Raw genomic sequence first — 13,101 nt, 5'->3', positions numbered from 1 at the left:
GGAGGCACCCTATGAGCAAACTATGGCTGATTGAAGGATTACCGGGGAGTGGGAAGACGACGTTCGCGGAATCACTCGTTGCGACAACGGGCTATACGTTCTATTCGGAAATCGATGCGGCACATCCGGTCGATGTCCACGACGTGTATTGGGTCGAGGCAGGCGTCGAGACGGAAGGCGACATCATCGATCAAGACGGAGCCGGTCGATTCGTGCGATATGGTCCAAACGAACATTGTGCTGGGATGGACGTCTATGAATTGCCGTTCGACATACATGTCGACTTGATGGTCGGGCGCTGGCATCGTTTCGTGGAACGGGTCAAGGAGGCGGATCACGTATACGTATTCGAATGTGCGCTCCTACAAAACCCATTCACGATCGGCATGGTGGCCCAAGATGTCCCGAACGAACAAATCGAGGCTTATGTCGAGACGGTGGCGGGCTTACTGGCCCCGCTCGAACCGACCGTCGTCTATTTGGAGACGGCCGACGTGCCGACCGTGTTTCGCGAAGTTTATGGGGAACGGCCTATCGACTGGCAACGGGGGTTCGTCAAGTACTATACGGCTCGCGCCTATGCTCAGGCGAACGGCTTGAGCGGGATCGATGGTACGATTCGACTGTTAACAGAGCGGCAACGGCGTGAATTGAACTTGTTAGCACGTTTGCCGCTCCGGACGATTCGACTCGTCAATGATGAGGGGCGTTCGAAGCGTTCGCTGCATTACCGAAGAGAGAGGAGGAGCGTCATGCAGACACTTAAACAACATTCGGACCGATTTTGGTATATGGACCCGGTCGCGGAGACCGACCGTCCCATTTTAGGGGCTGTCGTCGGCGATACCCATACGCTCATGATTGATGCAGGGAATTCTGAAGCACACGCGACTTTATTTCTAGACGTCTTGGCTGAACGGGGCATCAAGCGACCGTCACTCGTCGCGTTGACGCATTGGCATTGGGATCATATCTTTGGATTGTCGGCGCTGACCGACACCGTCTCCATCGCGAGCACGGCGACAAAGGCCGGGATAGAACGATTGTTGCCCTACGCGTGGGATGATGCTTCCTTAGCCGAACGTGTTGAAGACGGACGCGAGATCGCGTTTTGCGCAGATGCGATTCAGATCGAGTACGGGACCGATCAATCGATTCGGGTCGTCTTGCCGACCATCACGTTCGACGAGACGCTCACGCTCGACCTCGGTGGCGTGCATGTCGTCTTGACACATGTCGGGGGCGACCATGCTGCCGACGCGGTCGTCATGTATGTCCCGGAAGAGAAGATCCTGTTTTTAGGAGATGCGCTCTATGCGAACTTGTATGCGCCGTCTTGGCGGATGACCGTAGGGGAGACACTCCGATTATTGGACGTGCTCGATCAGTTCGAGGCCGAGGCGTACGTCTGGTCGCATGGAAGTGTCGTCACGCGTCTTGATTACGAGAAAGACCGAGATATTTTGCGTGACTTGGCGCGATTCACTCTCGATTTCCCAGGAAATAAAGAGGCGATCACCGCTCAATACGAACGTTTGACAGGTCGGGACGCCGACGAGGAAGTCCAAGAATTGATTTCGTTTTTCGTGAACGGTTCGGGTGAGGAAACATGATGGATATCACACGAATTCACGAAGAGGACGAAGCGTTCCAACAATTTTTGACGAGTCGATTGCGGACGTTCAATGACGCTCACTCGGTGTATCATCGCGAGATCCGTAACGCGGACGTCCCGGTCGTGCAGCTGAAAGTGGAGCAGGACGGGGAAGTGATTGCCGGGTTATTCGGGAGCGTCTATTGGGGCTGGTTCGACTTGGACCGGCTATGGGTCGCGTCAGAGCATGCGGGAACCGGCCTAGGGAGCCGTCTACTTGAGGAAGGGGAGCGGTTGGCCCGTGAACTCGGGGCGACACGCGTCAAGTTGACGACGTTCTCGTTTCAAGCGAAGACGTTTTATGAGCGGTTTGGCTACGAGGTCACCGGCGTGCTCCATGATTATCCGCCGGAATCGGACTATTATATGATGACGAAGCAGCTGACGGCTGACTAAAAAAAGGCGACTCACGCGAGTCGCCTTCTTTTAATATACTTTATCCCCGTTAAAGATCGAGTTTTTCACCATGACGTAATCAACGGTGCGTAACGCATCGAGATTGTCCCCACCCGAGTAAGAGATGGCCGATTGGAGGTCTTGCTCCATCTCGGTCAACGTGTCTTGGAGCGCCCCTTTATGCTCGACGAACATTTTCTTGCCTTCGACGTTTTTCCGTTCCCCTTTTTGGAATTCAGACGCCGACCCAAAGTATTCTTTGAGCAACTTCCCATCCTGTTCGAACGTCTCACCCGGAGACTCGTCGTGGCCCGCGAACAGCGAACCGATCATGACCATCGATGCCCCGAATCGAATCGATTTGGCGATGTCGCCGTGTGTCCGGATGCCCCCATCCGCGATAATCGGTTTCGTCGCTGCCTTGGCACACCAACGAAGCGCGGCAAGTTGCCATCCGCCCGTGCCGAAGCCCGTCTTGATTTTCGTGATACAGACTTTACCTGGACCGATGCCGACCTTTGTCGCATCCGCCCCGGCGTGTTCGAGTTCGCGGACGGCTTCCGGCGTCCCGACATTTCCGGCAATCACGAACGAACCTGGAAGATGGTGTTTGATATGTTGAATCATCCGGATGACCGCGTTCGAGTGACCGTGCGCGATGTCGATTGTGATGAATTCCGGCGTATGTCCGGCTTCCGCAAGCATCTCGACAAAGCGATATTCGTCCTTTTTCACACCGACACTGATCGATGCATACAAGCCACGCCCGTGCATGTCCTCGATGAACCGAAGTCGCGTCTCTGGGTTGAAGCGATGCATGATATAGAAATAGCCCTTCTCGGCAAGCGACCGAGCGACGTTCTCATCGATGATGGTCTGCATATTGGCTGGAACGACCGGCAATCGGAACGTGAAGCCACCGAGCGTCACGCTCGCATCACATTCGGATCTGCTGTCCACGACACATTTTGCGGGAATCAATTGAATATCTTCATAATCAAATACTTTATCCATGTTGTCACACCCCTATTTACGAACAATTTGATTTGTTGAATGGTAAATACTTCGCCCATTCGGTAATGTAACGTAAATCACGATAGATGTCAAAGGAATATGATGAAAAAATACGAAAATAATTGATATTTAACATTTTAAACAGATTAATGTTCGGATTTAGGGCTGGACTCGAGTTGTTTCACGTGAAAAAAAGACCGCTTAGGAGCGGTCTTCAAACACGACGTATTGATTGCGGCCGTTGGCTTTCGCCTGATATAAGGCCAAGTCGGCCTGTTTGAGCAACAGTTTCGTCGACATGCCCGGTCGGTAAGGGGCCACGCCGACGCTCGATGTTGTGACGAATGAATGCTCTTCTATCTGCCACGGGCGTTGAAGGGCGGTCACGAGTTTCTCAGCCACTCGTTTCGGCGCCTCAGCTTCCGTGTAGCGGATGAGCACCGAGAATTCATCCCCGCCGAAGCGGGCGATCACGTCTTGGTTTCGCAACACATCGGTCAAACGCGTAGAGAATTGGCGCAACAGTTCGTCGCCGACGTCATGACCGAGCGTATCGTTGATTTGTTTGAAACAATCGATATCGAGCGACAGGACGGCGAGTGACTCGTCTTCTTCGGCGAATCGGGCCACCGTCTCTTCCAAGTAGGCAAGGAAATAGCGCCGATTCGGGAGGTCGGTCAACGTATCATGATAGGCCAGATGCTTGAGCTGCTTTTCAAGCACTTTCCGCTTCATGATTTCACGCGTGACGGTCAAATAGTGAAGCAGTTGCCCGGTATCGTCATAAATCGCTTGAATCTTCGTCTCGAGCCAAATCCAACGCCCATCGTGGTGCAGATGACGGAATTCGAGGGTGAGCGGCTCGCTCGTCGCTGTCATCGTCCGAAGTTGTTGTCTCGCCGGTTCGGCATCATTCGGATGGATGAAATCGAGGATATTTTTGCCCTCGTAAAACGACGGGGTGTATCCGAGCACGGTTTGATGGGACGGCGAAGCGTAGCGGACTTGACCGTCACGCTCGAGGATACAGACGAGGTCGCTCATATTCTCCGTGATGAGACGATATTGCGTCTCGCTCTGGTGAAGCGCCCGCTCCATCTCGCGCTTCTCGGTCACGTCACGCAACAAGGTCATGACGGCGGTCGTTCCTTCGTAATCGATTAACAGGCTGCCGATATCCATATGCAGTTTTCGTCCGGCCGGGGTGACGAGCACGATTTCGGTATCTTGGACCGGATTGCCCTGGCGCAACGCGTGAAGGCGCGCCTTGGTCGTCTCATGATATTCCGCGGCGACGAAAGCGAAAATCGATTCGCTCTCGATATATGTCTCGCCAATCGTTTCTAGCGCCAGGGCGTTGGCATACAGAATCATCCCGTCTTTATGCACGATGATGCCTTCAGGAATCGTCTCGATCAGTTGACGATAACGGCGCTCGCTCTCCTGGGTCGCCCGTTCGGCGTTCTTCTCCGGAGTGTGATCGATAATGATGGCGAACAGTCCCGTAATGTGCCCATCGACTTCAATCGGGATGTTCAAGATGGCCAAATCGAGCCAGCTTCCAGTCTTTTGGGGAGCGGTGATCCCGTATTTGTGCGGCGTGCCGGACAAGGCAAAGCGGAGACCTTTATCGACAAGGGGCCGTTCTGACTCCGGCAACCATGACAAAAAGGACTGTCCCAACAAATCGGCTTCCTCATAACCGGTAATCTGCGTGACGGCAGGATTGACCGATTGGACGCGAAACGCTTCGTCGAGGACGAAGATGCCGTGCGGTGAATACCGTTGGAGCGATTCGTGTTGATCTTTCAAGATGGACAGCTCGAGTTCACGACGTTTCCGTTCCGTTACTTCCCGGACGACCGAGATGACGTGAGTGCAAGCACCCGCATCATCGAAGACCGGCGTCACCTCGGACTCATAGTAATGAACGGGCAAACGGATCTCATGCGAGACGGGGGCTGTCGTATAAGACGGTTCGACTAGGCGATAGTCCTCGAAGATGAGGCTCTTTCGTTCTCGCACCGCCTCGTCATAATGACGCGTGACGAGAGCGGCCGTCTCGGGGGGCACCATGTCCTCGACACGTTTCCCAATATCGGCCTCGGTCCAGCCAATCGCCTGTCTTCCCGGTTCGTTTACAAATACGTAGCGATAAGTTGAACCGTCCACTTCCATGAAGAAGACAAAATCAGAGATTTTGTCGAACGTACGGAGCAGGACGGAGGAATAGTGTTGGATGGTCTGGTCGGCGTGCATCATGTCCCTCATTTCAATCAAAAACTTTTCGGCGCGTCATTCTCATATTACCGTAAGTCGTGACAAAATGTGTGAACATTCCAAAAAAGACAGGACGATGAGACGTCCTGTCAGGCAGCTTGTTTGATGGCGGCCCGCTCGCGGCGGCCGTTCATCAAGTAATAGAGGAACACGGTGAAGAAGACGACACCGGCCAGCAACAGATACAGCGTCGAGAAACCGGTCAACGGAATGAGCATGCCGATAAAGTAAGGGCCGAATCCGAGTCCTGCGTCGAGGGCGATAAAGAACGTCGACGTGGCCATACCCATCCGATGGGGATCCGCCGCTTTGACGGCAATCGCCTGTGTCCCGGACTGGATATTCCCGAAGCCAAGTCCAATCAACGCCCCGGCAAGTAACAGCATGACGGCGTTGTTCGCCTGGCTCAACACGAGCATCCCGACGGCGAAGAGGACGATGGCCGGGTACATGACGATGTTGGCGCCGCGTGCGTCCATCAGGCGACCTGTAATCGGTCGAGAAATGAGGACGGCGATGGAGTAGACGAGGAAGAAGATGCTCGCCGCTTCGACAAGATCGAGCTCGCTCGCATAAAAGTTGATGTAAGACAAAACGCTCGAGTAGCTGAGGGCGGCGACGCCGATGATGAGCGCGATCGGTAACGCCTTCGGCTCGACGAATGCCCCGAGCGAAAACCCTCGGACGACTTGCGGATTGTCAGCTTCAGGTACTTTCACAAATAAGGCGCTCCCGAGACTGATGAGACCGATGACGAAACAGGCAAGAAAGATGACGGAGAAGCTTGTGTACTGGCTCATGATCAAGCCGACGAACGGTCCGATGGCGGTGGCGAGCGTCGAACTCATGCTGTAGTAGCCGATGCCTTCCCCTTTTCGAGAACCGGGAATGACTTGGGCGACGATCGTTCCGGTCGCCGTGCTCGACAGTCCCATCCCGAGTCCATGGACGAAGCGTGTGAACAACAAGAAGCCGATGCCAAAGTCGAGGAAATAGAGCGAAATCGTGGCCGTGAAGAACGTCAGGCCAATGAGAAGCGTCTTGCGACGTCCAATCGAGTCAATTAAGCGCCCGATAAAGAGTCGCCCGACGAGGGTCCCGATAATGAAGATGCCGGTGACTAGGCCAGCCTCGCTCGTCGAAGCCCCATATGCCGAGACGGCGTGGACGCCGATGGTCACCATGAGTAAAAAGAAGATGAGTGTTAAGAAGAAGTTGACGAGAGAGATGATGAGGAAGTCTTTCGTCCATAATTTTTGTGCGGTCAGTTGCATCTGCAGCCCGCCTCCTTATCCGTTTGATTCTAAATAGTTAATAAACATAACTAAAGCAGTATAACAAAAGGAGTCGGGTTTGTCCGAACAGACGCATTTCCATCAAAAAAACCGACTCGCATCAGCGAATCGGTTACATCGAGCAGTTATTTACGGTCCCAGAACCGTCCTTTGGCAATCCCGTCGATAAACGTATCGAAACCGTCGAGACTATGTTGTTTGAACGTGTAGACGCCAGGTTGGTTCGTCTTCACGCGGCAACGGTCGAGCACCTCATCGTGATGCAGATGCAACGCGAGCGGCTTGAAGTGTTTGTACGTGTTCTCGATGAACTCGAGCACGTCGTCTTCGACCGCGGACGCGGCGCTGACGAGGAAAGCCGCATCGAACAGGCTCGAGTCGACCGTGTCGTACGTTTCCTTCACTTTCAAATCGCCGAGCGTATACGATTTTTTCCCGACGAGGCTGTAGTTGACTTTATGATCGGCGAGCACTTGGACCCACGCCTTCACTTGCGCGGCATCGACGTCTCCGGCCAAGAGGACAGCGACACTCTTCGTGTCCGGTTTCGCAATCGTGTTGGCCATGCTGAGCGCCGGTGAGGCTTTGTCCGAGACGACTTCATTGTTCTCGGCCGGGAGGTCGACACCTAGGTTGTCGGCGACGACCGTGGCGAGGTGACGGTCGATGCGATTCAACAAGTCGACGGCGTTCGCTTTGACCATGTCCGATTCACATTTACCGAGCTCGAAGCTGCAGGCGTCTTGGATGTGCTCTTTTTCAACGTCGGTCATGCTGTTATAAAACATCTTCGCTTGCGAGTAGAAGTCGAGGAAGCTGTCGCTCCGCCCCCGAATCTTATGGCCGTCGACTTTTTCTTGATAGTGCTCGAACCCGCCTTGATCGGCCGGGACCGGCTCGGGTTGATTGTTGTTGAGCGCGTTTTTATGGTAGCTCGTCTGCCCTTTGTGGACGGCCATCTGGTGCATGCCGTCGCGTTGGTTGTTATGGAACGGACAGACCGGCTTGTTGATCGGGAGTTGATGGAAGTTCGGTCCCCCGAGACGTGACAGTTGTGTATCCGTGTACGAGAATAGGCGCCCTTGAAGGAGGGGGTCGTTCGAGAAGTCGATGCCCGGCACGAGGTGGCCCGGGTGGAACGCGACTTGCTCGGTCTCGGCGAAGAAGTTGTCGACGTTGCGATTGAGCATCATCTTCCCGACAAGTTTGACGGGCACGTCTTCTTCCGGCCAAAGTTTCGTCGGATCGAGAATGTCGAAGTCAAACTTGAACTCGTCTTCTTCCGCGATGATTTGAAGCCCGAGCTCCCATTCTGGATAATCGCCTTTATCAATCGCCTCGTACAAGTCGACGCGGTGGAAGTCAGCGTTCTTACCGAGCGCTTTCTGCGCCTCGTCCCAAACTTGCGAATGGACGCCGAGTTTTGGTTTCCAATGGAACTTGACGAAATGCGCCTTACCTTCCTTGTTGACGAGGCGGAACGTGTGTACACCGAACCCTTCCATCATGCGAAGGCTGCGCGGGATACCCCGGTCGCTCATCGCCCACATGATCATATGGGCCGTCTCATGGTTCTGTCCGACGAAGTCCCAGAACGTGTCGTGGGCGCTGCCGCCTTGAGGTACTTCCGTGTGCGGTTCCGGTTTCACGGCGTGGACGAGGTCGGGGAACTTGATGGCGTCTTGAATGAAGAAGACCGGCATGTTGTTCCCGACAAGGTCATAGTTGCCTTCGTCGGTATAGAACTTGGTCGCGAACCCGCGGACGTCGCGCACGGTATCCCCAGACCCACGCGAACCTTGCACCGTCGAGAAGCGAACGAACACCGGCGTCACTTTCGACGGGTCGTTCAAGAAGTCGGCTTTTGTATAGTCGGCGAGCGACTCATACACTTGAAACTCCCCGTGAGCTCCGACGCCACGAGCGTGCACGATGCGCTCAGGAATCCGCTCGTGGTCGAAGTGCGTCATCTTCTCGCGGAAATGGAAATCCTCGATCAATGTCGGTCCCCGACGTCCGGCTTTGAGCGAGAACTCGTCCTCTGCCATCTTCAGCCCTTGATTCGTTGTGAGCCCGGCTTGCTGCTCATTGTCAATTGTATGTTGTTTTAACTGCTCTTCTTTCTTGTTCCCCATGTTAGTGCCTCCCCTTTAAGTATGTGCACACGCTGTAAGCCACAATTTGGCCTACTGTACGAGTTTTCCCTAACCGACCGAGAAAAAACCCCCATTTTTCAAATGGAGGTTAACGTAGCATCGATAAGGTTTTCGTCTTGCCGTCCGACAGTTTGTAGCGCACGATATAGTGGCGCGACGTCTTCTGAACCGTGGCGGACGTGATTTTCGTCGTCTTTTCACCGATATGGATCAGTGTCAAATACTCGACTTGTTTGCCACGCTTCGTTGTCACGACTTGATTGCGGCGTTGCCAGTCGTAGTCTCGGTACGACACGTAACTCGCACCGACGGCGACTTTCGGCGTCGATCCGACGCTAAGTTGCAACAGATGGATCGATCGGTTCTCGTTGTCTTTATACATGGCGTGCCGGCTGCCGCTCGAGACGCGATTCAAGCCGGTGCCGAGGTGGAACCGCTGGACGAACGAGGTCGTGGTCGGGCTGGTGATGTCATCATAGACGAGTACCGTCCCGTCGCGGTCGTAGGCGAGACGACGCGTGTGGGTCATCCCGGTTCCGAGTAGTCCGCTCGTGCCTGCGGCCGTCCATTGCGTCGACGCGGCCCCGACCGATGTGATTTGGCTTCGTCGCAAGTTGCTCGGCGTCAAGTTGAAACTCTTGCCCGCCACATGGACGGTGTTATGCGCCGCGGCCTTCATGACGGCGCTGCGTTCGGGACGGTTTGTATAGGCGTAACGTCCGCTCTCGACGATAAAGTCGCGCCCGTAGCCGTACAGGTCGATTGACAAATCATCGGCGTGCTTATGGATGTTGCTGTGATAGCCGGCCGTCATCATCACGTGGACGGCATCTCGGAATGGACCGGCCGTGCCGCCCCAATGTTGGCGGAAGAAAGCGTACTGGTTCGATAGCTTGCCGACTCGTGTCGACGGTTGGCTTCCCGATTGCCCTTGTGTCATCGCGTAAGTCAAATGCGGATAGCGCTCGATATACGGAATCGCGTCAGTGCGGTGCGTGATGGACGGGGTGTCACCGAACATCGGCAACGTCCCGTTCGGTTTCAACATATACGTCAGCACGCTCGGCATATCTTTGACGTCACGCATCCGGCTCGATAGGGCGAAGCGGTTGGCAGCCGCCCAGTCGTTGAACCGGGCGAGCGTGTCGTACAGATAGATTTGATAGAACGGCGAGTGCTCGAGATGGACCCCGTCCGTGCTCAAGCTATGGTTCAACTGTTGCGTGAGGCGGTTCGTCGCGAGAGAGCGCCAGGCTGAGGAACGATAGAAGCTCCGATGCGTCTCCGCGACGGCGGTCAAGGCCATATCTTGGAACATGCCGTGATTGTTGTTCGGCTTATAAAAGCTCGGTGTCGCCAGCAGTGTCGCATGTTCATACAATGTTTTGGCGAACAGCTGCGAGAACGCTGGGTCGGTGTTCACTGCGGACGAGCGGAATTCATTCCAAAAGTTGAGCAGGTGGAACGTCCGGATGGCGGTACCATGGTCGTGATACGGCCAGCGATAGCGCGTATAGTTCGCGGCCGGGTATTGCTTGGTCCAACTCGTCACGATCCGTTTGCCGTAGCGGAGATAATCGTCTCGTCCGGTGGCGGCGTACGCTTGCGTCAACTGGTTCAACGTCGTGAAGTAATGGATTTGAAACTTGAACGACGTCGAATCGACCGCAGGGACGCTGACATCAAACCGGTATGTATCGATGTTTGGGACACGCAACTGATAGGGCGGGGACGGGATGTACCAGTTCCCTTTCATGGCGGCGTCGGCCCGGGCGATGGCCGTTTTGGCGGTCAACTCATCGTAATAGTAAGGCGTCTGTCCCCGGGTGAGCGAGCGCATATACTCGTGCGTCAGCCGTGAGTAGGTTGAACCGGAAAACGTCGTCAGTGACAAGTTCGTCGCCACTAGTGTGACGGCTTGCTTTTTTACGTAATAGATGGTTCGGCCGTCTTGAACCTTATAGTAATGACCGGACGTGCTGAGCGCCTTGAACCGCTTCGCAGCGCGCAACGTTGCTTTCGGCTTGAGCGTCTTTCCGACAAATTGATAGAGCGTCGTGCCAGTAGGCGCACTCACCTCATAAGGTGAACTTGATGCGGCGTCGGCCTGTCGCGGCGTCAAAGTGGCGCTGATCATCACCAGCAGTAGACATAAAAGCATCCATCGTTTCATAACGTCTTCCTTTCTTCGACCGTTCAACGGTTACATGTATACAATTAGTATACAATTATATATTTAGCCAAAGAAAGGAAAATTCGCACTATTTTTCTGGATGAATCAGGTTATAATGCGGCCCAGACACTTTGTTTCAAGACGATACGTTGGACTGTTTCAGGATTGAGGTCATATTTCGTTGAGACGGTACGCGTCACTTTCGCTTTCAAGTCAGGATCGTCCGACTGCTCGGCCTCATAGACGCGATTCCAGACTTGCCAGATGCGTGCTTCCTCGTCTGACAGTTGCGCGTCCCATTCCTTCTCTTTCAACTGCCAGCCGAACGACATCTCGTCATAAGCACCAGGCTGGACCGTATCTGCCAGGCTCCAATCGCCCTCGGGCGCAAATACGGCTTCGCCGAGCGGCGATTCGGTACCGATATAGGCTTCGTGGTCATAGAAGCGGAGCAGGGCGGCTTGGAACGTATCGCGCGTCGTCACCTCATCCATCACATCCTGACTGATTGACTGGAGCGTCTCGACATCCGGTTGTCCGTGGACAACGACGTCATACGTATAGCGGACGGCCTCGTCTTCTTGCACGGCCTGTCTCGCTTCAATCGTATAGCGTTGCTCGTCTTCGGTCGCCTCTGCTTGCGTGACGGTGTCATCTGTCGTTTCTTTAGCCGGTTCATGCGGCCAGACGTAGGCGGTCAAGGCGATGGCAGGGATGAAGAGAAGACCGCGCCTCAGACGGTACACCCATTTTGGTTTTTGTTTTGTTGTCATTTTACTCACTCCAATGCGTATGTATGAAAAAATCCCCTGAGGTCAGGGGATTAACGTGTCCGATTTAATCGTACGATCCGAGCATCTGAATTTTCGATGCCGCGGACCAACTCGCTCAAGATTTTAGAACCTAACATGCTGTAGACCGTGCCGTTTCCGCCATATCCGAGTAAATAGTAGAGGTGCGGACGGTCCGGATGTTCCCCGATAAAGGGCAGCTGGTCGATGGATTCACCGAACAGGGCCACCCAGGCGTATTCAACTGTCAAATCATACATCGGGAACAACGCCTCGACTTCTTGGCGCAACCGCTCGGCCCGTTTTTGAATGAGCGCCTCGCTATGCGGGGTCTCAGCTTTTTCTTCATCGAGTCCGCCGGCGATGATGCGACCGTCCACGGTCGTCCGTAAATAAAGGTACGGCCGTTTCGTCTCCCAAATGAGCGACTGACCTGCCCACTCATCGAAGTCAGGAATCGGATTCGTCGCAATCGCATAAGAACGGTTGAGCTCGATCCGATGGGTGTCGAGGAGCGGGGCCGGACGATAACCGGTCGCGAAGATGACGTGACCCGCTTTGAACGTTCCCACCGGCGTCAAGACGAGCCAGTCGTCTCTGTCGGCGACGACTTCGGTGACGTCCGTCTCTTCAAAGATTGGGACGTTTTGGGTCGATAAGTAGCGGACGACCTGACGGCTGAGCGTGAGCGGATTGACCTCGGCATCGCCGTTCGTGATCAAGCCGGCCGGTTTATCGAACGGATAGCGTTCCTGTAACGCCTCTCGGTCGAGCCATTCGGCCGCAAGTCCATGTTTTGTCAGCATCTCATACTCCCGTTTCAATTTGGAGACATCTGCTTCGCTGCTGGCGAAGCAAAGACTGTCGCGCCGGATATAGACGTCTTTGGCGTCGACCTTCTCGGCGACCTCATCGAGCGCATCGACCGCCTCGGCACACAGTTTATAGAAGCGGACGGCATCCGCTTCGCCGATTTGGTCGGCCAGTTCGTGCAACATGATGTCGTTCGAGTATTGGATGAGTCCCGTATTCGCGGCCGTACTACCGGCCCCGACCTTTCCTTGGTCGATGACGGCGAAATCGACACCGTCCTTGTGAAGCGTATAGGCTGTCAGTGTCCCGGACATGCCCGCGCCGATGACGAGGACGTCGTAGCGTTCTTTCTTGATCGGTTTTTGTAAGACAATCTGTTCCGATTCTGTGGTCGGCCAATATAAATTCCCATTATGCATCTCCATGACGTCATCCTCCGATAATCAGCATCTTCTACTTAATCCCCGAATTTCACGAATGAAAACGCAAAAAGCCGCAGACGTTGTGTCTGCGGCCCATGCCTGATTGG

Annotated in this window: 9 protein-coding genes; 2 read left to right on the top strand and 7 right to left on the bottom strand. The window is 54.5% G+C overall.

The genetic code is table 11. The features are described 5' to 3' along the window. Nucleotides 1-11: 11 nt before the first annotated feature. Nucleotides 12-1,613, top strand: a complete 1,602-nt coding sequence (locus KNP83_RS15080) for an MBL fold metallo-hydrolase (protein WP_251139352.1) — start codon at nt 12-14, stop codon at nt 1,611-1,613. Beyond that, nucleotides 1,613-2,050 (top strand): GNAT family N-acetyltransferase, encoded by a 438-nt coding sequence (locus tag KNP83_RS11630; RefSeq protein ID WP_251139351.1) that lies wholly within the window; start codon nt 1,613-1,615, stop codon nt 2,048-2,050. Before KNP83_RS15080 ends, KNP83_RS11630 begins: the two co-directional genes overlap by 1 nt. A gap of 30 nt (nt 2,051-2,080) precedes the next feature. Here the strand turns inward: KNP83_RS11630 and guaC are convergent, their stop codons facing one another. The 7 genes from guaC to KNP83_RS11595 all read right to left on the bottom strand — a co-directional run bounded on the left by guaC (nt 2,081) and on the right by KNP83_RS11595 (nt 12,997). Continuing rightward, nucleotides 2,081-3,064, bottom strand: a complete 984-nt coding sequence (guaC, locus tag KNP83_RS11625) for a GMP reductase (protein WP_214762609.1) — start codon at nt 3,062-3,064, stop codon at nt 2,081-2,083. Between the two features lie 201 nt (nt 3,065-3,265). Next, nucleotides 3,266-5,323, bottom strand: coding sequence for a PAS domain S-box protein (locus KNP83_RS11620; protein WP_214762608.1), 2,058 nt, complete (start codon nt 5,321-5,323; stop codon nt 3,266-3,268). Between the two features lie 110 nt (nt 5,324-5,433). Next, on the bottom strand, nt 5,434-6,618 hold the full coding sequence (locus tag KNP83_RS11615; protein WP_214762607.1) for an MFS transporter: 1,185 nt from the start codon (nt 6,616-6,618) through the stop codon (nt 5,434-5,436). Between the two features lie 146 nt (nt 6,619-6,764). Beyond that, nucleotides 6,765-8,774 (bottom strand): catalase, encoded by a 2,010-nt coding sequence (locus tag KNP83_RS11610; RefSeq protein ID WP_214762606.1) that lies wholly within the window; start codon nt 8,772-8,774, stop codon nt 6,765-6,767. A 109-nt stretch (nt 8,775-8,883) separates the two neighbouring features. Further along, a complete protein-coding gene (locus KNP83_RS11605; protein ID WP_214762605.1) occupies nt 8,884-10,968 on the bottom strand; it encodes an alginate lyase family protein in 2,085 nt (694 codons plus the stop codon). Nucleotides 10,969-11,078: 110 nt separating this feature from the next. Then, complete coding sequence (locus KNP83_RS11600; RefSeq protein ID WP_214762604.1) at nt 11,079-11,741, bottom strand: hypothetical protein; 663 nt, start codon at nt 11,739-11,741, stop codon at nt 11,079-11,081. A gap of 50 nt (nt 11,742-11,791) precedes the next feature. Then, a complete protein-coding gene (locus tag KNP83_RS11595; protein ID WP_214762603.1) occupies nt 11,792-12,997 on the bottom strand; it encodes an NAD(P)/FAD-dependent oxidoreductase in 1,206 nt (401 codons plus the stop codon). Nucleotides 12,998-13,101 lie beyond the last annotated feature (104 nt).

The organism is Exiguobacterium sp. s146, from assembly GCF_018618415.1.
Taxonomy (GTDB): Bacteria; Bacillota; Bacilli; order Exiguobacteriales; family Exiguobacteriaceae; genus Exiguobacterium.
The sequence above is the reverse complement of the archived record's forward strand: the minus strand, read 5'-3'. Positions and strand labels throughout refer to the sequence as shown.